The 23,479-nt window shown below is 63.2% G+C and carries 18 protein-coding genes; 4 read left to right on the top strand and 14 right to left on the bottom strand.

What is annotated here, in order from left to right:
- Positions 1–59 precede the first annotated feature (59 nt).
- The 4 genes from IAE56_RS05710 (at position 60) to IAE56_RS05695 (ending at position 4,085) form a co-directional block, all read left to right on the top strand.
- Positions 60–1,826 carry a sensor domain-containing phosphodiesterase gene (locus IAE56_RS05710; protein ID WP_234455913.1) on the top strand — a complete coding sequence of 589 codons (1,767 nt, stop codon included), beginning with the start codon at positions 60–62 and terminating at the stop codon, positions 1,824–1,826.
- A 114-nt stretch (positions 1,827–1,940) separates the two neighbouring features.
- A complete protein-coding gene (locus IAE56_RS05705; RefSeq protein ID WP_234455912.1) occupies positions 1,941–2,390 on the top strand; it encodes a chemotaxis protein CheW in 450 nt (149 codons plus the stop codon).
- A 105-nt stretch (positions 2,391–2,495) separates the two neighbouring features.
- Positions 2,496–3,056, top strand: a complete 561-nt coding sequence (locus IAE56_RS21065) for an alpha/beta hydrolase (protein ID WP_234455911.1) — start codon at positions 2,496–2,498, stop codon at positions 3,054–3,056.
- A 672-nt stretch (positions 3,057–3,728) separates the two neighbouring features.
- The gene (locus tag IAE56_RS05695; RefSeq protein ID WP_200751808.1) at positions 3,729–4,085 is read left to right on the top strand and encodes a hypothetical protein; all 357 of its coding nucleotides are present in this window, start codon (positions 3,729–3,731) and stop codon (positions 4,083–4,085) included.
- 105 nt (positions 4,086–4,190) lie between these two features.
- Here the strand turns inward: IAE56_RS05695 and IAE56_RS05690 are convergent, their stop codons facing one another.
- From IAE56_RS05690 to ndk, 14 genes are all read right to left on the bottom strand, one after another.
- A complete protein-coding gene (locus IAE56_RS05690) occupies positions 4,191–4,973 on the bottom strand; it encodes a 3-hydroxybutyrate dehydrogenase (protein WP_200751807.1) in 783 nt (260 codons plus the stop codon).
- A 277-nt stretch (positions 4,974–5,250) separates the two neighbouring features.
- Positions 5,251–8,103: an ATP-binding protein gene (locus IAE56_RS05685; protein WP_200751806.1), complete on the bottom strand. Its 2,853-nt coding sequence runs from the start codon at positions 8,101–8,103 to the stop codon at positions 5,251–5,253.
- A 462-nt stretch (positions 8,104–8,565) separates the two neighbouring features.
- Complete coding sequence (gene guaA, locus IAE56_RS05680; protein WP_200751805.1) at positions 8,566–10,131, bottom strand: glutamine-hydrolyzing GMP synthase; 1,566 nt, start codon at positions 10,129–10,131, stop codon at positions 8,566–8,568.
- 109 nt (positions 10,132–10,240) lie between these two features.
- Entirely contained in the window at positions 10,241–11,698 is a 1,458-nt protein-coding gene (gene guaB / locus IAE56_RS05675) for an IMP dehydrogenase (RefSeq protein ID WP_108747812.1), read from the bottom strand.
- A 307-nt stretch (positions 11,699–12,005) separates the two neighbouring features.
- On the bottom strand, positions 12,006–12,884 hold the full coding sequence (folD, locus tag IAE56_RS05670; protein WP_200751804.1) for a bifunctional methylenetetrahydrofolate dehydrogenase/methenyltetrahydrofolate cyclohydrolase FolD: 879 nt from the start codon (positions 12,882–12,884) through the stop codon (positions 12,006–12,008).
- Positions 12,885–13,163: 279 nt separating this feature from the next.
- A complete protein-coding gene (locus IAE56_RS05665) occupies positions 13,164–14,999 on the bottom strand; it encodes a monovalent cation:proton antiporter-2 (CPA2) family protein (RefSeq protein ID WP_200751803.1) in 1,836 nt (611 codons plus the stop codon).
- Between the two features lie 254 nt (positions 15,000–15,253).
- On the bottom strand, positions 15,254–16,390 hold the full coding sequence (moeB, locus tag IAE56_RS05660) for a molybdopterin-synthase adenylyltransferase MoeB (RefSeq protein ID WP_200751802.1): 1,137 nt from the start codon (positions 16,388–16,390) through the stop codon (positions 15,254–15,256).
- Between the two features lie 216 nt (positions 16,391–16,606).
- Positions 16,607–18,004, bottom strand: coding sequence for a ribosome biogenesis GTPase Der (gene der / locus IAE56_RS05655; RefSeq protein ID WP_108768625.1), 1,398 nt, complete (start codon positions 18,002–18,004; stop codon positions 16,607–16,609).
- 15 nt (positions 18,005–18,019) lie between these two features.
- A complete protein-coding gene (gene bamB, locus IAE56_RS05650; RefSeq protein ID WP_164073117.1) occupies positions 18,020–19,228 on the bottom strand; it encodes an outer membrane protein assembly factor BamB in 1,209 nt (402 codons plus the stop codon).
- Complete coding sequence (locus IAE56_RS05645; protein ID WP_108768623.1) at positions 19,228–19,866, bottom strand: tetratricopeptide repeat protein; 639 nt, start codon at positions 19,864–19,866, stop codon at positions 19,228–19,230. Before IAE56_RS05645 ends, bamB begins: the two co-directional genes overlap by 1 nt.
- Before the next feature lie 64 nt (positions 19,867–19,930).
- The gene (locus tag IAE56_RS05640) at positions 19,931–20,797 is read right to left on the bottom strand and encodes a RodZ domain-containing protein (RefSeq protein WP_200751801.1); all 867 of its coding nucleotides are present in this window, start codon (positions 20,795–20,797) and stop codon (positions 19,931–19,933) included.
- A 19-nt stretch (positions 20,798–20,816) separates the two neighbouring features.
- Entirely contained in the window at positions 20,817–21,620 is an 804-nt protein-coding gene (locus IAE56_RS05635) for a type IV pilus biogenesis/stability protein PilW (protein WP_200751800.1), read from the bottom strand.
- Positions 21,607–22,812, bottom strand: a complete 1,206-nt coding sequence (rlmN, locus tag IAE56_RS05630; protein ID WP_164073121.1) for a 23S rRNA (adenine(2503)-C(2))-methyltransferase RlmN — start codon at positions 22,810–22,812, stop codon at positions 21,607–21,609. The genes IAE56_RS05635 and rlmN overlap by 14 nt, the downstream gene beginning before the upstream one ends.
- A gap of 10 nt (positions 22,813–22,822) precedes the next feature.
- Positions 22,823–23,248, bottom strand: coding sequence for a nucleoside-diphosphate kinase (gene ndk, locus IAE56_RS05625; RefSeq protein WP_008265389.1), 426 nt, complete (start codon positions 23,246–23,248; stop codon positions 22,823–22,825).
- Between the last annotated feature and the right edge of the window lie 231 nt (positions 23,249–23,479).

Here is a 23,479-nt window from a genome sequence, read left to right as displayed (position 1 = left end):
ATAGTTCGAGGCGTTGCGACGATCTGGCTCCCGCGTTCCCGTTCAACCGGTTAAAGCACATGGCCCCTACCCGCTCTGATGAACGCATGTCGACATTGGGCAGCCTGGATGCCCTGGACGAGGTTGTCAGCAGTTCACTGGACCGCCTCACCGAACTGGCCACGCGCCTGTTCCAGACCGACGTGGCCTTCGTTTCCCTGGTTGAGACCGAACGCCAGCGGATGATCGCGCGGCAGGGCCTGGACGCTGCCGAAATGCGGATCGAGCACTCCATCTGCGCTCACACGATCCGCTCGGTCGACGGCATGGTGGTCGCCGACCTGCGCTCCGACCCTCGCTTCGCGGGCAACCCGCTCGTGGTGAAGCCGCCACATCTTCGGTTCTACGCCGGCGCGCCGCTGCTGGCCAAGAATGGCGTAGCCATCGGCGCCCTCTGCGTGATGGACCCCGCAACCCGAACGTTTTCGGAAGACGACCGCAGGCAGCTTCAGACACTGGCCATTGCGGTCATGAACGAGCTTGAGCTGCGGGTCCTCACGGGCCGCCGCGACCCGGTCAGCGGACTGCCCAACCGCCATCAGTTCGCCCTTGACTATGCCGCCTGGTCGGCACGCGCCCCACAGCGCGTGTGTGTGGCCGTACTGGTAGACGTGCTGGATCTGCCAAGGGCAAATGAAGCTGGGCAGGTGCTGGGCATGGCCCCGCTGGAAGCGCTCATCCGCCGCGCGGGTGCGCGCATCAAGTCTGCCCTGGAAGGCGTCGCCGAGGTCTACCACGTGGGGGTAACCCGGTTTGCATTCGTGTTGAGGAAATCTGACGGTGAGGCTGCCGAGCGGATGGTGAACGAGCTGCAGGGCCGCCTGACCCGCCCCATGCTTGCTGCCGCCGTACCGATGTCCCCGATGTTCCATGCAGGCCTGTGCGAAATCGAACTGGACCGCCACAGCGCCGACGATGTCCTCCGGCGCATGCTGATCGGCCTGCACTGCGCGCACAGCACCGGCGCACCGTTCTGCTGGTACTCGGCCAGCCGGGATGCCGGCTTGAAGCGCGGCTATCGTCTGGCGACCGACGCCGAGCGCGGACTTCTGAATGATGAGTTCTACCTGGTGTACCAGCCGCGCTATCGCGCGCGGGATCTGGTGCCGGTGGCCGCTGAGGTGCTCCTGCGCTGGAACCATCCCGACCTGGGCGCAGTGAGCCCGGCCGAATTCATTCCCGTGTTCGAACGCACTGCACTGATGGAGGTGGTGACCGACTGGGTACTGGACCGTGCATTGACGCAATTGGCCCAGTGGCGCCGGGAAGGGATTTCGATGGTGCTGTCCATCAACCTGTCGCCGCGTGATGTTGCACGTGTTGGCATGGCCACCCGCCTGCTTGCGCATATCGAGAGGCACGGCCTGCGCTGCCAGGATGTGGAGATCGAAATTACCGAAGGCGAGTGGCTTCGCGCGGATTCCCCGCCCGGCGAGCAACTGAAAGAGCTGGCTGCTGCGGGAGTGCGTCTGGCGGTGGATGATTTCGGTAGTGGCTATAGCAACTTTGGCTACCTCACCGAGTTGCCCATCCACACCATCAAGCTGGACAAGTCGATGATCGACGACCTGTCCACGGATACCCGTGCGCAACTGAAGGTGCAGGCGGTCATCAGACTGGCGCAAGGCCTGGGTTACAACACGGTGGGCGAAGGTGCCGAGACCCCTGAGCAGGTGGCTCTGCTGCAGGCGTACGGCTGCGACGAGATCCAGGGCTTTGCGTTGTCGCGCCCGGTAAGCGCCACGGACCTGGCCGAACTGCAGACGGTGCCGTACGTTCTGGCATGAGTCATACGCCGGGCTGAACGGGGCTGAGTGCGTTCATCTTCTTCGCACACTGTTGCCGCGGCGAAGCGGGCATGATGGCGGCGTAGCAGCAATGCCCCTTCCACTGGATTCCTTTTGCAGCCGTCTTCCTCTTCGGCCGGATCACCGGCCTCGCCGTCGCGTTCTTTCTTTGAATACCTGGCCGTACGGGCCGGTGAGCAGTGGTTTGCGGTGGATGTCCAAGCCGCCGTCGAGATCCGCGGCCAGGAGACCTTCGACCGCCCTGTGGGCGAAGGCGGGCCCAGGCTGACGGTCCGCGGGGATGCCCTGCGTGTGGCCGATCTGCGCCGCCTCAGCGGGCTGACACCGTTTACCTATACCTGCCCGGCGATGACGCTGGTGCGGGCCGGCGTGGATGTGATCGGCCTGGCCGTGGATGAAGTGGGCGATATCGAAAGCGTGCCACGCAAGCAGCTGCGCGCCGCCAATCCGCTGGGGTATGTGTTCTGCAGCCAGAGCATTGCCATGGCCGACAACGGCGAGATCCCGCTGATCGACCCCGCCCTGCTGATCGGAGCACCGTAGCGCCGAGCCCACCCGGTAGCGCCGGGCCATGCCCGGCGAGCACAGCGGCCCGGCACCGCCGGCAGCCCACGAGCAACCAACGACATCACCACACCCACCATCGGCATGCCCCACACCGGCCGTACCGATGACCGCGTTTCCCGCGGCCAGCACCCGGAACGCATCACCGCCATCGTTTCGCAGAATGGCAACGCCTATGAAGAAGGCCTGGGCGAGCTGTGGGAGCCGATCAAGCGCTACTGGAGTGCGCCGACCGCGCCCAACCGCGATGCACTGCGCGGCATGTTCGCCCCGGAAAGCATCCAGTGGCAGTACACCCACGGCGCGCCGGATGCGATGCGCATCGCGCCGGAAACCTACACGCTGGACAACGAGCGCCTGGCACGCCCGGGCAATCTGGATATCCAGCTGGACCTGATGCTGGATTACCGCACGAACGTGGTGATGTACCCGCAGCTGCAGAAGTACTTCCGCGACCGTAAGCCGCCGCTGCTGGCGGTGTGGGGGCGCAACGATGCGATCTTCATTCCGGCCGGTGCCGAGGCATTCAAGCGCGATCTGCCGAAGGCGGAGGTGCATTTCTATGACACCGGGCATTTCGCGTTGGAAAGCCATGTGCAGGAGATCGGGCCGGTGATCCGCGCGTTCCTGGACGCGACTCTGTAAGGACCGTTTGCGCGGGCCACGTTTGCGCCTCGCCCGACCAACCCGCCGTTGACCGGGCTGCGTTCGACCAACCCTTTGGTAGCGCCGGGCCATGCCCGGCGAGCGCAGCGGCCGCATGACGCATCCGGCACGCCTAATCGGCCGGATGTGTCACATCGCTCTACGTGGCGGGTCGCCCACGCGTCCGGCTGGAGTGCTTCATACAACGATTAGTAAGCGAGAAGCGTCACGCGCCTCACTCCAATGCGGGCTGTTTGCGGCATGGCATGTCGCCTGTACCAGTCCGACACCTTGCCCGCGTCATTCCGTGTCGCTTCCGCCGTTGCTGGTACGTGCCACACTCATTCCCGCTCTATCGACTCATCCGCACGTTTCGGATTTTTCTCATTGAAGCGAACGTGCATCCGTAAACAACATGGCGCGCCACCGACAACGGGTGGCCGGGTCTGCAAACCCGTGAAGTATCAATGCACGTTGTTTACGCTTGCCCGTCGGCACCGCCCGGAAACCGGTGCCGGCGGGTAATCCGTCGGCCTGTATGGCGGGCGGTGCGTGGGGGTACTCGTACCCACCGGTCTAATTGCATTGCACTTCCCGGTTTGCAGCCACGCACCGTCCGCCACCCGCTTCCGCGCGGTGGCGCTGTTAAGTACAGCCACGGAAGCCAACGCCATGACCACTCGCAAGAACCCGCCTTTCTCCGTTGATGACTCGATCAACGACGACAACAATCCCTCCTCCGACCTCAGCACGTTCCAAGGCTGCCTCAAGCGTATCCGCGATGGCGAAGGTTCCGATGGAATGTTGTGGCCGGAAGAGAACCTCTCTGAAGGGCGGCGGCAGTCGCTGGCCCGGATTGATCGCGCAGCAGTCGCGATCCTCACGGCCGTCGAGATGTTGCACGCAGCAAGCCGCTGCGAGTCAGTGGCTACGCCCAACCGACATCTGGACGAAGGCGTGGTCGAGGGGCTGTTCTTCGCCTGCCGGGAGCTGGCAGAACTGGTTTGCAGGGAAGTTAGGCCAGCCTGACCTTGCCGCGCTGCGCGCTCGCGGGGCATGGCCCCGCGCTACCACCCTGCCCCGGTAGCGCCGGGCCATGCCCGGCGGGAAATCAAACGTACCGCGCAGCCACGCTTAGCGCGCCGTCCAACCACCATCCATAGTCAGCGCCGTGCCCGTCATCTGAGCCGCGGCGTCCGACGCCAGAAACACCACCATCTCCCCAAGCTGTTCCGGCGTCACGAACTGCAGCGAAGGCTGCTTCTCGGCCAGCAGCTCACGCGCGGCGGATTCCTGATCCGTCCCCGCCCGCTCCGCCAGTGCAGAGATCTGCTTTTCAACCAGCGGGGTCCGCACCCAACCCGGGCAAATGGCGTTGGCCGTGATGCCCGTGCCCGCGTTCTCCAACCCGGTCACCTTGGTAATCCCGACCACGCCATGCTTGGCGGCCACATAGGCGGATTTGTTCACCGAACCCACCAGACCGTGCGCCGACGCGATATTGATGATGCGGCCCCATCCCTGCTGCTTCATGTGCGGCAAGGCCGCCGCCGTAGCATGGAACACCGCCGATAGATTCAACGCCAGGATGGCATCCCACTTCTCGACGGGGAAGTCCTCGATCGAGGCGGTGTGCTGAATGCCCGCATTGTTCACCAAGATGTCGATGCGCCCCAACGTGGCAACGGTACGAGCGATCATCTCCCGCACCGCCTCGCCACGCGAAAGGTCGGCGCCATCATGCGCCACCCGCACACCGAACTCGGCCTCCAGACTGGAGCGGATGCGTTCAATCTCCTGCGCATCGCCAAAACCATTCAGCACGATGTCGGCGCCTTGCCGCGCCAGGGCAGTGGCAATGCCAAGACCGATACCGCTGGTGGAACCGGTAATCACCGCGACTTTTCCAGAGAACATTGGGGCGCTTCTATAGGGCGTAGGCTAACAGTGTAGATCCAAGCTATGTGTGGATGCGCCTCTTTTCGAACAGGAAGAGACTGTCCCCACTGTGCAAAGCTGCAAAAAGGCCACTCCGCACAGCGGGAAAGACAATCAACAACGCCAAAATAATCTGAACTTCCATTCAACCAGTGTGATCTTCGCAGAGCTACAAATTACCAGCTAATTTATAAACCACCCGAAGTGCACGGATCGACGGTCGTGCCCGCAAACAAGCAACCGGCGCACTGAGTATCTAGCCATCACTTGGCAAGCAACCGCAGATTCCATCAATATCTGCTATCAGACCATCATATAAGTCAGATATCTGCTGGCGAGTCACTTCTTCATTCTTTCTGTTAACGAAAACCCAATCAACAAGATTGCGGCTCTTCTCAGCAATCGCCTGACCCTCATGCCTAAAGACATATGGCAATACGATCACCTCAGGATGCCAGGCCATATGATTATGTACCCGCACCCATTTCAGTTCCGCGTTGACCGCAAGCTTACGATAGTCACCCCACGCAGGAAACAGCATTCTTTTTCCAATCTCAAACCCACTACCCTCCCCACACATGATATTCTTCAGAATATCGGAACAAACCGGGATTATGTCCTTATCTGACCAACTGCATTTGAAAGAAAAACCCTCCCTTGGCACCAACTCTTGCCAGTAGAGGCTTTGCTCGGTGCCCAGCAAGGCAATAAGATTTATATCAACGTCCGCAACAGATCCTCCCAAGATGGCAATGTTGCTTGCCTGAGTTTGTTTCGGATCCTCAACCAACTCGATCGAATGATAGCGTTTCTGCCTCACTTCAAAACCCACTATCTGCTTGCTTTTTATTCTATCTATAACCGATGACAGGGGCACAGCTCCCTCCCCATCAATTTCAACCGTATAGCTCATTAGCCCACGCCGCATCGCCGCCGTGAATTGGGAACTGCGATCGTGCAGATAGTAGAATGCCGCCGCACAAGGCCGCTGCTGTTCGTCAATGAAAGAAAATTTTTCTTCAATGTAGCGCAGGATAGCAGCCTTTATCTGTTTGCCAGCCCGTGATCTCATGTGTGGCAATATTTTCCCGCGACTGTACGTAAGAAAATCAATTGCCTCATATCCATAGAAGTCCGCCTCGAAAGAGACAAGGGGGAGAAAAGGATGGAGGTCACTGAACGGCTGCCCCCGGAATAGCGTCCTTCCGTTCGAACCATCGAAATAGCCGAACTGCACGTCGGCCAAACAAATATTCTGATCTCGAGCAAAGAATATCTTCTTCCTGTCTGACGGCAACGAGTGCTGAGCTGAAGAAATCTTTACAGGACTACCACGATTGAAGGTATTGATGGCGTCAAATATTCTTACCTGCTCATAAACTTTGAGGTCAGAGCCAGGCTCAGTGAAGTCATAGCCATTCATTTTCTCCATGAGCAGCCCCCTAGATTTACCCCAAGGAATACTTATGGTCTCAGGAAAATCATCGAGGGCAATATCAACGGACACTGTCGCGCCATAATCGATATCGTTACCATCAATCGATTCGACAACCACGGAGCTTCCGGACGTCAGATTGAAGGTTATCTTAAAAGACTCGTGCGATTCCCTGCTCTTCGTGACAACAGTGAATTTTTCCGCCAACAGACTAATACTCTGCAAGCCAATTCCAAAATTGCCAGACGGCCGGAACCAGCTCGGCATATCCCTAATCAACCTTGATCTACGTGTATTCTTCTTAGAGCTTCCTACCCTGAGCATACGCTCCAAGTCAGAACGGCTAATTCCAGTTCCAAAATCTTTGACCGTCAGAGAGAATTTACCATCCCCACTGGAGCTTGACCCAAAGTCCACATAAATCTTACTTTTATCATACAGCTCAAGTATTGCCTCAGAACCAGGATCCATTTCTATAATGGAGTCTTTATGCTGCTGCCAGATGGCAATAATTGTGGAGTCAACGGCGTTCTGCAGTATTTCACGAATACTATCAAGCTTCGAATCGTACAATCCTGTACCTCGAAGTATTCTTAGCATTGCAGCTTGATCCAAATCAAAACTCGGCCTCTTCCCCTCATTCAGGATCAGATATGGCTTTTGGAGCGAGACCTTTGGTGGGGATAGCGTCGGGAGCCTCCCGAGTTTCTTATTTGGCACAATCTTCGGCCAATGCTGAGACTGACTGTGATATTCACGCTCCAACCACTTGAACCAATCATGAGCAATCTCATAAGACTCTGGTGTGGGACAAATCACCTCAATCTTTATTCGCTCAGAATCCAGCCGGAAGTGCTTTATACCCTGATGCTTTTCGAGATGAGCATGACTACTTGCGGGCAAAGACGCTCCGCTCATCCTCATCATTACAGGACAAAACCTGTTGTCATCAACATCCAACAAATCCGCCATTCGCAGCAAGAACGCCACATAGCGAGGATGGCAATCCTCTGTTGCCATTCCAGCCTCTGAGAACGGAAGCTGCAGAACGTCATCGAATGGCAATCCATGAGCATTGCAGATGGCACCTAGCGCGCCGAACAGACGCCTTGGCAGCAGCTCATTTCGCGGCGAAGAAAGCCCTATCTCATCCAGTGGATCTCTAACGATTTTCGCGGAGTTCTCGGGATGCTTTCTGCGATACCACTCAGCAACAAGTTGTCTATATTCATTAAAGAAAACCTGAGCCTTTGCACCTTCCGGAAGAGTTGCGCCGCCTCCGACCCAATCTACAGCAAACTGATGCAGCTCATGATCCGGCTGCACAGCAATATCACTGACAAATGCCTTGAACTCAGGCGTATCCATATCCTGAATTTGCTTATGCGTAACCACCATTCCGATATCATGGCAATACGCAGACTCCAAAATGAGCCACATATCAGTAGCAGTCAAATTGTAAATTCGATCCCCGAGCATCCTCTCGATATTTACAATTATCTGCTTGGAGTGAGATGAGTCATGCCGACTATAGTGCGGGAACATTGATGAAATGTTTTGGAGCGCCTTGGAAATCAGCTCTTTATCAAATCGCCATTGGGACAGCAGGAGCTTCAGATGGTCATGCTTCTCGCAAGACTCTTCGAAGACCTTCTCTAAACTCGTCAACCGCATCCTTTCGCCTCGTTCAATTTTTACTAATTTTTCGAATTAGACATGAGCATCATTAGACATCTACAACCTTGAAGCTTCCCGCTCTTCAACCGCAAGCAAGCTTTCACGCAATGTCCAGGCTTTCAATATACAAAACAATCCATCCAATTCCCATTCACGGTGCATTTTCCATAAGCAGAAAAGTGTCGCGAGCAAAGGAACGACATCTTCCCAGGCTGCTCAACACCGGGGGGGGGGGGGGGGGGGGGGGGGGGGGGGGGGGGGGGGGGCCAAAAGGAACCCCAAATTCCCCGGCGGGCCAAAACCCCCCCCCCCCCCCCCATAGCAATTCCAGTTCAGGGATAAACCACCTCTCAGAACTAGGCTGTACCGCGACTCATCTTATAGAAACCAAAAGCCCGCCATGAGGCGGGCCTTTGGGCAACTCTTATAAGCGTGCGGAGAAAAACCTTTTGCGCCAACTCATTCCCACTCAATAGTAGCCGGCGGCTTCCCCGAGATGTCATAGACAACCCGCGACACCCCCCGCAACTCATTGATGATCCGGTTGCTCACCGTCCCCAAAAACTCATACGGCAGATGCGCCCAATGCGCCGTCATGAAGTCGATGGTCTCCACCGCACGCAGCGCAATCACCCACTCATAAGCGCGCGCATCGCCCACCACGCCCACCGACTTCACCGGCAGGAACACGGCAAACGCCTGGCTGGTCTTGTCGTACAGATCCGCCTTGCGCAGCTCATCAATGAAGATGGCATCGGCCTTGGCCAGCAGCTCGGCGTACTCACGCTTCACTTCACCCAGGATACGCACGCCCAAGCCCGGGCCCGGGAACGGATGGCGGTAGACCATGGTGCGCGGCAGGCCGAGCTCGACGCCCAGGCGGCGCACTTCGTCCTTGAACAGCTCGCGTAGCGGCTCCACCAGGCCCAGCTTCATGTGCTCCGGCAGGCCGCCCACGTTGTGGTGGCTCTTGATCACATGCGCCTTGCCGGTCTTGCTGCCGGCCGACTCGATCACGTCCGGGTAGATGGTGCCCTGCGCCAGCCACTTGGCATTCTTCAGCTTGTTCGACTCTTCATCGAAGATCTCGACGAACAGGTTGCCGATGATCTTGCGCTTGGCTTCCGGGTCGCCCACGCCTTCCAGCGCGCTGAAGTAACGGTCGGCGGCATTCACGCGCACGACCTTCACGCCCATGTGCTCGGCAAACATCGCCATCACCTGGTCGCCTTCCTGCCAGCGCAGCAGGCCGGTATCCACGAACACGCAGGTCAGCTTCTCGCCGATGGCCTTGTGCAGCAGCGCAGCCACGACGGACGAATCGACGCCACCGGACAGGCCCAGGATCACTTCGTCATCGCCCACCTGCTCGCGCACGCGGGCGATCTGGTCGTCAATGATGTTGGCGGCGGTCCACAGGGTCTGGCAGCCGCACACATCCACCACGAAGCGGCGCAGCAGCGCCTGGCCCTGCAGGGTGTGGGTCACTTCCGGGTGGAACTGCACGCCGTACCAGCGCTTTTCTTCGTTGGCCATGGCGGCCACCGGAATGCGGTCGGTGGTGGCGGTGATGGTGAAGCCCGGCGGCGCGACGGAGACGTGGTCGCCGTGGCTCATCCAGACATTCAGCTTCGGCTCGCCGCCGTGGTCGCTCAGGCCCTTGAACAATGCATCGGGGTTGATGACATTCACTTCGGCATGGCCGAACTCGCGCTGGTCCGCCGCTTCGGTGGCACCGCCCAGCTGGGCAGCCAGGGTCTGCATGCCGTAGCAGATGCCGAAGATCGGCAGGCCGCTGTCGAACACTTCCTGCGGTGCGGCCGGGGCGCCCGGCAGCGTGGTCGATTCCGGGCCACCGGACAAGATGATGCCCTTGGCGCCAAACGCGGCGATCTCGGCCGGGTTGTGGTCCCAGGCCCAGATTTCGCAGTAGACGCCCAGCTCGCGGATGCGGCGGGCGATCAGCTGCGTGTACTGCGCGCCGAAATCGAGGATCAGGATCTTGTCGTTATGGATATTGGTCATGGCGCCCTGGCAATGCAGTAGGGAAAACGAAACTTCAAATAATTTGCTGCGGCAGATGGAAAAAGAGGAACGGGAATCAGCTTCCTCGTTCCTCTTTCTCCGGCCCGCGTCAGGCGCGGTAGTTCGGCGGTTCCTTGGTGATCGTCACGTCGTGGACGTGGCTCTCACGCTGGCCGGCGCCGCTGATCTTGACGAACTTGGGCTTGGTGCGCATGTCGTCGATGGTGGCGCAACCCACGTAGCCCATGGTGGCGCGCAGGCCGCCCATCAGCTGGTGGATGATGCCGCCCACCGGGCCGCGGTACGGCACGCGGCCTTCGATGCCTTCCGGCACCAGCTTGTCGGCGGTGGCGGCGTCCTGGAAGTAGCGGTCCTTGGACCCCTTTTCCATGGCGGCCAGCGAACCCATGCCGCGGTAGCTCTTGTACGAACGGCCCTGGTACAGCTCGGTCTCGCCCGGCGATTCCTCGGTACCGGCCAGCAGGCCACCGACCATGATGGTCGAGGCACCGGCAGCCAGCGCCTTGCCGATGTCACCCGAGTAACGGATGCCACCGTCGGCGATGAGCGGGATGCGGTCCTGCAGGGCTTCGGCCACCAGATCGATGGCGGTGACCTGCGGCACGCCGACGCCGGCGACGACGCGGGTGGTGCAGATCGAGCCCGGGCCGATGCCGACCTTGACTGCGTCCGCGCCGCTGTCCAGCAGCGCCAGTGCGGCTTCGCCGGTGCAGATGTTGCCACCGATGACCTGCACGTGCGGGAAGTTCTTCTTCACCCAGGCAACGCGGTCCAGCACGCCCTGCGAGTGGCCGTGCGCGGTATCAACCACGATCACGTCCACGCCGGCGGCAACCAGCGCTTCCACGCGGCGGTCGGTGTCACCTCCCACGCCGACGGCAGCGCCGACCAGCAGGCGGGTCGACAGATCCTTGGCGGCGTTGGGGAAGTCGGTGTTCTTCTGGATGTCCTTGACGGTGATCAGGCCACGCAGGGCGAAATCATCGTTGACCACCAGCACCTTTTCGATGCGGTTGCGGTGCAGCAGCTGCAGCACTTCGTCGCTGGCGGCGCCTTCCTTCACCGTGACCAGGCGATCCTTCTTGGTCATGATGTGGCGGACCGGATCGTCCAGCTCGGTCTCGAAGCGCATGTCGCGATGGGTGACGATACCGGCCAGCAGGCCGTCGCTGCCCACCACCGGCACGCCGGAGATGTTGTGCGCCTGGGTCAGGGCCAGCACGTCGCGGATGGTGGTTTCCGGGCCGACGGTGATCGGGTCGCGGATGACACCGGCCTCGAACTTCTTGACCTTGGCCACTTCCGCGGCCTGCTGTTCCAGGCTGAGATTCTTGTGGATGATGCCCATGCCGCCGAGCTGGGCCATGGCGATGGCCAGGCGGGCTTCGGTGACGGTATCCATGGCTGCGGACAGGATCGGAAGCTTCAGCTTCAGGTCGCGAGTCAACCGCGTTTCGAGGTTGACGTCCTTGGGCAGGATGGTCGAATGAGCGGGGACGAGCGAGACGTCGTCGTAAGTGAGTGCTTCAGCCTGGATGCGCAGCATCGGCATACCCGAGATGTGGGGAAGCGCGACATTTTACCCCTTTTTCACGCCCCGTGGGAGGGGGTCGATGCGACGCAGTGTCGCGCGGGCGGGGCCTTTGGAATGTGCCGACCAACGGTCGGCACCCACCAAGAGCCGGTCTTCGGCCTGCTTTTGGTAGGTGCGGACCGTTGGTCCGCACTGTCCGGCAATGTGCCGACCAACGGTCGGCACCCACCAAGAGCCGGTCCTCGGCCTGTTTTTGGTAGGTGCGGACCGTTGGTCCGCACAATCCATCAGGCCCCGATACCCCACCAGGAGCCGGCAATCAGCTCAGCGCTTCCGCAGCTTCCAGCGTGTTCTGCATCAGCGTGGCCACGGTCATCGGGCCCACGCCACCCGGCACCGGGGTGATCCAGCTCGCCCGCTCGGCCGCAGCCTCAAACCCGACATCGCCCACCAGGCGGCCATCCTCCAGCCGGTTGATGCCGACGTCGATCACCACCGCGCCCGGCTTCACCCACTCGCCCGGCACGATGCCCGGGCGGCCCACGGCCACCACCAGGATGTCGGCGTTGCGCACGGCCTGTTCCAGCACGTCCTTCGGGGTGAACTTGTGGCAGCTGGTGACGGTGCAGCCAGCAATCAGCAGCTCCAGGCCCATCGGCCGGCCGACGTGGTTGCTGACGCCGACGATGGTGGCGTTCCGGCCGCGCACCGGCTGGTCGGTGTGGCCCAGCAGCGTGGTGATGCCACGCGGGGTGCACGGGCGCAGGCCGAATTCACGCAGAGCCAGGTGGCCCACGTTCTCCGGGTGGAAGCCGTCCACGTCCTTACGCGGGTCGATGCGCTGGATCAGGCGGCGCGCGTCGGGAATGCCCGGCAGCGGCAGCTGGATCAGGATGCCGTTGATCTTCGGGTCGGCGTTCAGCTGGTCGATCAGGGCCAGCAGTTCGGCCTCGCTGGTGCCGGCCGGCAGATCGTAGTCATGCGCTTCGATGCCGACCTTTTCGGCCGCGCGGCGCTTGTTGCGCACGTACACGGTCGAGGCCGGGTCACCCCCCACCAGCACCACGGCCAGGCCGGGGCGGCTGCCACCGGCGGCCACCCGGGCGTCGACGCGCACCTTCAGGCTGTCGAGCAGGTCCTCGGCAATACGGCGGCCATCGAGGATGCGGGCAGGAAGCTGGGGGGCGGAGTCAGTCATCGAATGCGGGGGCAGGCGGCGGCGGGGACGCTATTGTCCCTGATTCAGGCCCCCTCGCCCACCGGGATGTGGCAGCGGGGTCGGATCCCTTTGCCGCAGGCAAAGGGCTCTGACCCCCACCGACCAAGCTCAGGTACCGGCAGTGGGGGGGGGGGGGGGGGGGGGGGGGCGGCCGCGGGCCGGGAGCCTCATGAACGCGGCAATGCCGGCCAGCGGCCGGCACTACCTCCAACACGGGGTCAGAGCCCTTTCCGTGGGAAAGGGATCCGACCCCTGCGCTCAATCCTCTTCTTCTTCCGGCACCTGGTCCGCATTCAATGTGCGGGCCTTGCGCTTGGGCGCGGTGAACGGGGTCGGGGTCGGCACGCCCGGCAGCGCGCTGCCGAACACCATGTGCGCACCGGCGCGCAGGCTGCCGCCGGCCATTTCCAGTTCGAAGCGCTCGGCATCGCGCTCGCGGATCTGCTCGGCGATCTCCTGCGCGTCGTCCTCGTCCGCACCCAGCTCCATCAGCGCGGCCTGGCCGAACATCAGCGCCGATTCAAACGTCTCGCGGATCTGGAAATCGACACCGGCATGGATCAGCCGCAGCGAGTGCTCGCGGTCGAACGAGCGCACCAGCAGCTTGGCCTGCGGGAATTCATGCGCGACCAGTTCAACGATGCGGTCGGCATCCTCGGCATTGTTCACGCACACCGCGATCGCCCGCGCGGTACCGGCGCCGGAGGCATGCAGCACGTCAAGACGGGTGCCATCGCCGTAATAGATCTTGAAACCGAAGCGCTCGGCGTTGTGGATCATCTCCACGTCGTTGTCGATGATGGTCACGTCCACGTCGCGGGCCAGCAGCGACTGGCTGGCCACCTGGCCGAAGCGGCCGAAGCCGATCATCAGCACGCTGCCGGACAGGCCGTCGGCGGTGTCCACGCCTTCCAGGCTCACTTCCGGCTTCGGCGCCACGCGCTTGTAGACCAGCACCACCAGCGGGGTCAGCGCCATCGACAGCACCACCACGGCGGTGAAGTTGGCATTGATGTCCATGTCGATGACGCCGGCGCTGGCGGCGGCGGAGAACAGCACGAAGGCGAATTCGCCGCCCTGCGCCATCAGCACGCCGCGGTCCATCGCCTGCGCGTGGTCACTCCCCATCATCCGCGCCACCACGTAGATGCACAGTGCCTTGGCCGCCATCAGCGCCAGCACCAGGCCGACGATCATCGGCCAGTTGCCGGCCACCACGCCCAGGTCCAGCGCCATGCCCACGCTGAGGAAGAACAGGCCCAGCAGGATGCCGCGGAACGGCTCGATGTCCGCTTCGATCTGGTGGCGGAAGGTGGATTCGCTCAGCAGCACACCGGCAAGGAACGCGCCCATCGCCATCGACAGGCCGGACAGCTGCATCAACAGCGCCGCACCCAGCACCACCAGCAGCGCGGCGGCGGTCATCACTTCGCGTGCTTTCGATTCGGCAAGCAGGCGGAACAGCGGATTGAGCAGGAAGCGGCCGACCAGCACCAGGCCGACGATGGCACCCACACCGATCGCAACCGACAGCCAGCGCGAGCCCTCGCCATCGGCACTGCCCGCGCTCGGCGCCATCCACGCGACCAAGGCCAGCAGCGGGACGATCAGCAGGTCTTCGAACAGCAGGATGGAGACGATCTTCTGCCCCGACGGCAGCGCGATGTCACCGCGCTCGGCCAGCAGCTGCATCACCACCGCGGTGGAGGTGAGCACGAAGCCGGTGGCGCCAATGAAGGCGACCTGCCACGGCAGGCCGAACAGTTTGGCGATGCTGGTCAGCACCAGCGCACAGGTGACGATCTGCAGCGTGCCCAGCCCGAAGATTTCCTTGCGCAGGCTCCACAGATGCGAGGGGCGCATTTCCAGGCCGATGACGAACAGGAACATCACCACGCCCAGCTCGGCCGTATGCAGGATCGCCTGCGGGTCGGAGAACCAGCCCAGGCCAAACGGTCCGATCGCCAGGCCCGCAGCGAAGTAACCCAGCACCGAACCCAGGCCAAGCCTGCGGAACAGGGGCACCATCACCACTGCCGCGCCCAACAGGGCCACGACCTTGACCAGTTCGCTGGTCGCTGCTTCTACCGCCATGCGGTGTATTCCCGAAAACCGAAATCGGCCTCCACGATAGAGCAAGTTTTCTGACGGCAATAGCATCGACGTTGCGTTTAGTTGTGCCGGAAATGGAACGATGGCGGGATTGATACCCAGCATCGTTCCGGAATAGCCGACATTCATCCACGCATGGCGTGGATCTACTGGATTATCGCGGCGTGTCATCGACGCATGGCGTGGATCAACGCCGCAGTAGATCCACGCCATGCGTGGATGAGGGTGCGCAGCGATCACCCGCCCCGGCAGAACGCGGCGTAATCGATGTACCCCGGGAACGGCACCCCAGGCGCGCACACCGGGCACTGGGGATCAGGCTGGATGCGGGTTTCGCGGAAACGCATGCCCAGCGCATCGAAGCGCAGCAGCCGGCCGACCAGCGGCTCGCCGATTCCCAGCAGCAGCTTCAATACCTCGGTAGCCTGCAGCACCCCAGCCAGGCCGGGCAGCACGCCTAGCACGCCCGCCTCGGAACAGTTGGGGGCAAACTCCGGCGGCGGCGGTTCAGGGAACAGGCAGCGGTAGCACGGTGCCACGCCACGCTGGCGACCGGCATCAAACACGCTTACCTGGCCATCAAAGCGCTCGATGGCGGCATAGACCAGGGGTTTCGCGTGCTTGATGCAGGCGTCGTTGAGCAGGTAGCGCAGCGGGAAGTTGTCCGAGCCGTCCAGCACCACGTCCACGCCCTCCAGCAGGCGATCGACGTTCTCCGAGGTCACCCGGTCGGGCACGGCCTCGACCTCGATGGACGGGTTCAACGCCAGCAGCCGCTCGCGTGCCGAATCCACCTTCGGCTGGCCGACGCTGGCCTCGGTATGCACGATCTGCCGATGCAGGTTGCTGCGCTCGACGCGGTCATGGTCGGCAAAACGCAGCTGCCCCACCCCGGCCGCGGCCAGATAGAAGCCGGCTGGCGCGCCCAGGCCACCCGCGCCCAGCACCAGCACGCGCGACTGCTGCAGGCGGCGCTGGCCAGCCTCGCCCACCTGCGGCAGCAGCAGATGGCGTGAGTAGCGGTCGTAGAAATCGCGGTCAGCGGCATCCAGCATCGGTTGCACCAGTGGCAGCCCCTGCTCGCGCCAGGCCACGGTGCCGCCAGCCACGGAGGCCACGTTTGAATAGCCTGCGGCCAGGAGCGCCTGTACCGCGTCGGCCGATCGCTTGCCGCTCTGGCAGATCAGCAGGATGTCCTGGCCCTGGACCGGCAGGTGCGCGGCCGGGTCGGCCAGCAGGTCATCCTTGGCCACGCCACGCGCGCCCTCGGCCATGCCACCGGCACGCTCATGCGCATGGCGCACGTCGATCAGCACTGCACCGTGGGCCACGCGCGCCTGCGCCTGCTGCGGGGAAAGCTCTGGAATGCTCATGCGCCCATTGTAGGCCGCAGCCGCCGGGCACGGCCCAGCGCGGTAGAGTCGACCGTTGGTCGACTGCGCTTCGCCCAATGCCAGAACCCCGCGCTGCGCGCGGTAGTCGACTGACAGTCGACTCTACCCCGTCGATTTCCCCCGTTGGTTTCCCCCGGTCGGTTTTCCCGCCGGGTTCCAACGAAAAAGGCGGCCCTGCGGCCGCCTTTTCGTGGATCACTTGCCCTTGACGTGCTTCATCAAGCGCCGCTTGGCCTTGACCTGCCGCTCGGTGAGGACGTTCTTCTTGCCCTCGTACGGGTTGGTACCCTCGCGGAAGATGAAGCTCACCGGCGTGCCGATCAGCTTGAAGCGCTTGCGGAAGAAGTTCTCCAGGTAGCGCTTGTACGATTCCTGCAGCTCCTTCAGGCGCGTACCGTGCACGATGAAGGTCGGCGGGTTGGCGCCGGCCGGGTGCACGTAACGCAGCTTGGAGACGTGGCCGCGGATGGTCGGCGGCGGGTTGGTCTCGTAAGCCATCTCCAGCGCCTTGTTCACTTCGCTGGTGGTGAAGGTCTTGTTCGCCGATTCGTGCGCACGGTGCACCGCACGGAACAGCTCACGCAGGCCCGAACCATGCTTGGCCGAAATGCGCACCGACTCGGCCCACGGCACGAAGCCCAGGCGCAGCGACAGCATCGTTTCCGCCTGCTCGCGCTGGTACTCGGTCAGGCCATCCCACTTGTTGATGGCGATGACCAGCGCACGGCCGGCGTCCAGCACCGCGCCCAGCACGGTGGCGTCCTGGTCGGTCACGCCTTCGGTGGCGTCCAGCATCAGCACGGCCACCTGGCACTGCTCGATGGACTGCATGGTCTTGACCACCGAGAACTTCTCGACGACCTCATCCACGCGCGAACGACGGCGCAGGCCGGCGGTATCGATCAGGCGGTATTCGCGGCCGTCACGCTCCAGGTCCACGGCGATCGAGTCACGCGTGGTGCCCGGCACGTCCGAGGCGATCATGCGTTCTTCGCCGAGGATGCGGTTGACCAGCGTCGACTTGCCCACGTTGGGGCGGCCGACGAAGGCGATGCGGATGCGGTTCGGATCGTTGTCCAGCTCTTCGCCGCTGCCTTCTTCGGGCAGGCGCTGGATCACTTCGTCCATCAGGTCATCCAGACCCTGGCGATGGGCGGCCGACACGGTCAGCATTTCGCTGAAGCCATACCGGGCGAATTCCGAGCGGACGGTGTCCTCGTCGGTGCCGTCGATCTTGTTGATCAGCAGCAGCGTCGGGCGCGACAGCTTGCGCAGCCAGGCCAGGATCTCGTCGTCCATCGCCGAGGTGCCCTCGCGGGCATCGACGACGAACAGGATCAGATCGGCTTCGGCCGCAGCGGCGCGAGCCTGGCGCGTGGTAGCGCCGGCCAGGCCTTCCTCTTCCTCGGCAATACCGCCGGTGTCCACGACGAGGAAGTGGTTGTCCTCGTCCAGACGGCAGACGCCGTAGTTGCGGTCGCGGGTGACGCCGGGCTGGTCATGGACCAGGGCGTCACGCGTGCGGGTCAAAGCATTGAAAATAGTCGACTTGCCGACATTCGGCCGTCCAACCAGGGCGACCAAAGGCAGCATCGCGATTACTCCGTATTAATTTGCCAACCGGAATGCGGTCAGCTTGCCATCAACATTCTGCACCAGCAGCACCCCGTCGACGACGATTGGCTGGGCCAGCAGGGCGTCACCGCCGCTCTTGGCCCGCGCCGCCATCGCGCCGTCGGAGGCCTGCAGCCAATGCAGGTATCCCTTGTAGTCACCGACCACCACGTAATCACCCTGCAGCGCAGGGCCGGTCAGCGAACGACGCGCCAGACCGGTCTGCGACCACATCGCGGTGCCGCTGGTCTTGTCCAGGCCGAACACGCCGCCCTTGGGGTCGGTAACGAACACATTGCCCGAAGACACCGCCACGCCGCCGGCACCGCCGTGGTCGCGCGCCCACAGCGGGCGACCGGTCGGGCCTTCGATGGCCATGGTCTGGTTCTTGAAGCTGCTCACGAACAGCGTATTGCCTTCCAGCACCGGAGCGCCGTCGACGTCGGCCATGCGGTCCAGCTCGGTGCGGCCTTCGGGGCTGCCCACGGTCTGGTCCCACAGGGTGCGGCCGTCCTGCATGGCCAGGGCGGCGACAGCGCCGTCATCCTTGCCGATGAACAGCACGCCCGGACCGGTGACCACCGGCGCGTTGCCACGCACGGTCAGCGCCGGCAGCTCGCTGGGGTTGAACCACTTCTGGGTGCCGTTGGAGGCTTCGAACGCGGTGACGCGGCCATCGTTGCTGCGCACGAACACCAGGCCCTGCGACACGGCCGGGGCCGAGATCACTTCGCCCGGCACGCGGGCGCGCCACTTCTCGCTGCCATCGTTGATGTCCAGCGCGATCACCTGGCCATCGAGGGTACCGATGACCACCAGGTTCTCGCCAACACCCGGGCCGCCGGACAGGCGCAGCTTGGCCTTCTTCTTTTCCTTCTGCGGCTCCCAGGTCCAGACCTTCTTGCCGGTCTCCAGGTCGATGGCGTGCACGCCACCAGTGATCGCCGCAGCGAACACATGGCCGTTGGCCACGGCCGGGCCCTGGCGCACGCCGATGCGGCGCTCGCCCTTGCCCAGGTTGACCGACCAGGCCTTGTTGACCTTCAGGGTCGGCTCGAACTTGACCAGTTCGGCCGGCTCCTGTGCCTTCTTGGCGGCGGCATCCTTACCGGCGAACCAGCCCTTCATGGTGCTGCAGCCGGTCAGTGCCATGCCCAGCAGCAGGACGGAGGCGACGCGCGTAATCATGACCTTCTGACTCATCAAACCGACTCCGCAGGGGCGGCGACGGTGCCGCCAGCGTCCATAACCTTGGTTTCCAGCACACGCCGCTGCGGTGCTGCCACGTCCAGCGTCTTAAGCGCCTTCTCATACTGCTCACGGGCCGCGTCACGCTTGCCCTGCGCCAGCAGCGCATCGCCCTGGATTTCCAGGCTGCCGCTGTCGGTGGCGCTGCCAAGCAGCTTGATCGCTTCGTCGCTCTTGCCGGTGGCCACCAGCAGGCGGGCCACGCGCTGGTCAACCACGCGCTGCAGGTCGCCTTCGACCTTCACGCCGCGCAGGGTGGCCAGTGCTTCTTCGTTCTTGCCGGCATCGACCTGGGCCTTGGCCAGCTGCAGGGCCGCCAGGTCGCCATAGATGCTGTTCGGGCCAGCCTCCAGCGCCTTGACCGCCTTTGCCGCGTCATCCAGCTTGTTGCCCTGCAGGCCAACCAGCGCCTTCTGGTACTCGACATTGGCCGAGGCCAGCTTGCCGCCCTGGTTGGTCTGGTACCACTGCCAGCCGGCAATGGCGCCGATGGCGATCGCTACGCCACCGAGGATGCTGGCGCCATTCTTCCGCAGCCAGCTGCGGACACGTTCACTTTGTTCGTGCTCGTCGAGCAGATCGTCGATCGCCATGCGTACTCTCGCCCCGCCCGTAGGGAGGGACCATTGGGATTATCGAAGGTGGTGAAACCGCGTCTCAGTGTGAAACCGGGACAACGGAGCCTTCAGAGGATACCTGAAAGCGGGCCACGTTGGCTCGCTGGTAGGGGGTCAGATCGACGATAGCGCCGTTCTGCTGAACCTGGACCGCCGAGGCGTTGCCCAGGGTCACGCGGCTCACCTGGCCGGGGGGGAAGCTGCGGGTCTCGCCGGCCTTGATCAACGCCTTCTCGACCGAGCCGCCGTCGGGGCCTGCGATATCGACCCAGCTGTCGCCGCTGAACTGCATGTCCAGGTTGGCGGTGGCCGGGGCGGCCGGGGCCGGACGCGGCACCGGGGCCAGCGAGGCCACATACGGGGTGGCAGCCGGCTTGGCGGCGGCAACCACCGGCTCGGCACTGGCGTCCGCCGGTTCGTTGCCGACCGAGGACGGGGCCACCGGCACAGCGGCCGGCACCACGTCCAGCGAGGCCGTGTTCGGGGTCGCCGGGGTATTGTCGAAGTGGCCGCGGGTGGCGAACCACACCGGCACCGCCAGCACCGCGGTGATGCCGACATACAGCATGCGTCGGCCGAGGTTCTCGGCGATGCGGCGGGCACGCGGGGTATGGGTATGGCTGACCAGGGTGGGCGGAACGACCGCACCGACCTGGGCCTGCTCCAGCAGCTGGCTGATATCCACGTTCAGCAGGCGCGCATAGCTGCGCAGCTGGCCGCGGACGAATACCGGGGCGCCGAGCTTCTGCCACTGTTCTTCTTCAAGCGACTTGACCACCTGGACCGGCATGCGCAGGCGCTGGCCGACATCATCAAGGGTCAGTCCGGCCGCCTCGCGGGCCTGGCGCAGGCGGGTGCCGCAGCCGGCCGCAGTATCGAGAGCGCTCACAGTCTGGTCATCAATCACAATGCATCAACCCTGGAGGTTAGGAGCCCGCGTCCTGCGGAAATTCCTGTCGAATCCGCTGCAGATAACGATCGGATGCCGCCTGATCGCCCAGTCGCGCCTCGATTTCAGACGCAAGTTGTAACACGGAACGTGTGGCCGGTGCAGCCGCAATCCTACGTTCGGCGAAGGCGCGCGCCTCGAAGAACTGGCCACGACGGACGTTGAACTGGGCCATCGCCTCGAGCGCGACCGGGTTGGCCGGCATCATGACCAGGGCGGCACGCAGGTCGCGCTCGGCGCGTTCCACCTGCCCCGCATCCAGCGCACAGCTGCCGGCATTGGCCAGCGTGCCGCCTGCCGAAGCACTGCCAGGCAGCTGCAGCGCACGGTCGAACCACACCAGCGATTCGGCGGCATTGCCGTGCTGGCACAGCCAGGCACCGTAATTGTTGAGGACGTCAACGCGCTGCGGTGCCAGTTCGGCGGCGCGGCGGAAGCCCTCGCCTGCCTGCTGCGTCCGGCCGCGACGGTCGTCGATGCTGGCCATCAGCATCACCCCGTCCACGCCCTTGGGCTTGAGCTTGATGGCCTGGCGCACCTTGCGCTCGGCCTCGTCCAGATTGCCCACCTGCATGTCGCGGGCTGCCAGCGCGAGCTGGTCCTGGTAACGGAATTCCTCGCGGACGCCCGGCGCATCGCGCACGTGGCGTTCCGGGGCGATGTCACCGCCGCGGGTGTATTCCTCGGGGAGGTGCGACTTGGTGGTCTTGCTGCAGCCACTGGCCGAAACGGCCAGCACCCCTGCAATCAGGACTGGCCAGAGGCGGTCACGCGGCCGCATCGCTCCCCTTCCCTGCCAGCAACGTCTTGTTGAACTCCGCCTGGCGGCGGGTGCGGTCCATCACCTGGCCCTTGAGCTGGCCACAAGCGGCGTCGATGTCGTCGCCACGGGTGCGGCGGACCATCGTCAGCACGTTGCTGTCGAGCAGGATCTTCTGGAAGGCGCGGATATGCGCTTCTTCCGAACGCTCGTAGCGGGTGCCCGGGAACGGGTTGAACGGGATCAGGTTGACCTTGCCCGAATCCTTGGCCTGCACCGCGTTGTCGAACTGGCGCATCAGGCGGGCCAGCTCGCGGGCATGCTCGGGCTTGTCGTTGATGCCCTTCATCAGGGTGTATTCGAAGGTGACCGATTCGCGGCGCTTGTTGGCGCGCAGGTAGCGTGCGCACGAGGCCATCAGCTCGGCGATCGGGTACTTCTTGTTCAGCGGCACCAGCGTCTCGCGCAGCGCATCGTTCGGCGCGTGCAGCGACACCGCCAGCGACACGTCGCTTTCGGTGGACAGGCGGTCGATCTGCGGCACCAGGCCGGAGGTCGACAGGGTCACGCGCTTGTTGGCCAGGCCGTAGCCCAGGTCGTCGCGCATCACGCTCATGGCGCGCACGACGTTGTCGAAATTCATCAGCGGCTCGCCCATGCCCATCATCACCACGTTGGTGAGACGGCGCATCTGGTGCGGCACGTTGCCCAGGTGGCGTGCGGCAACCCACACCTGGCCGATGATCTCGGCGGTGGTCAGGTTGCGGTTGAAGCCCTGGGTGGCGGTGGAGCAGAACGTGCAGTTCAGGCCGCAACCGACCTGCGAGGACACGCACAGCGTGCCGCGGGTCTTGTCGGGGATGTACACGGTCTCGATGGCGTTCTTGCCATCCACGCCCATCGCCAGCAGCCACTTGTGGGTGCCGTCGGCGGAGGGCTTGTCGAACACGATGTTCGGAACCAGCACCTCGGCATGGGCCTGCAGCTTTGCGCGCAGGACCTTGCCGAGGTCGGTCATTTCATCGAAATCGGTGACGTAGCGATGGTGGATCCACTTCATCACCTGATGGGCACGGAACTTCTTTTCGCCGAGAACCTCGACGAAGAATTTCTCCAGGCCCGCGCGATCGAGGTCGAGCAGGTTCTGCTTGCCAGCCGTGGGTGCCGACTTCGGCAGCGGCTGGATGGCGGGGGACTGTACGACCTCGTTCACGGCATTACTCTCAGCGCGAGACGACTTCGGTGGCGGCGAAGAAGTAGGCGATTTCAATCGCGGCATTCTCGACCGAGTCCGAGCCGTGGGCGGCATTGGCATCGATGGATTCGGCGAAGTCGGCGCGGATGGTGCCCGCAGCGGCTTCCTTCGGGTTGGTGGCGCCCAGCAGGTCGCGGTGGGCCAGGACGGCGTTCTCGCCTTCCAGGGCCTGGATCATCACCGGGCCGGAGATCATGAACTCGACCAGCGCGTTGAAGAACGGACGCTCGCGGTGCACGGCGTAGAAGCCTTCGGCTTCACGACGCGACAGCTGCTTGTACTTGGCGGCCACGACCTTCAGGCCGGCCTTCTCGAAGCGGGCGTAGATTTCGCCGATGACGTTCTTGGCAACGGCGTCCGGCTTGATGATCGAAAGGGTGCGCTCCAGCGCCATGGGATGTCTCCAATGGAATCGGGCCGCTGATGGCCCGAAGGGTAACATGAAAAAAACCCGCGTCGGGACGCGGGCTTAGCCTGATAAACGTAGGCGAATTGTAAGAGATCCTGCCCAGTAGTGCCAGCCCATGGCTGGCAGGCCCCCGGCCGCAGGGGTCGGATCCCCGCAGGGGCTCTGACCCCATTGCCGGGTCTGCATCGGGGTCGGAGCCCCGTTCGGGGATCCGCC

The organism is Stenotrophomonas sp. S41, from assembly GCF_016624625.1.
In the GTDB taxonomy this organism is placed as follows: domain Bacteria; phylum Pseudomonadota; class Gammaproteobacteria; order Xanthomonadales; family Xanthomonadaceae; genus Stenotrophomonas.
Note: the sequence above shows the minus strand (reverse complement) of the source record. Positions and strands in the feature narration are given on the sequence as shown.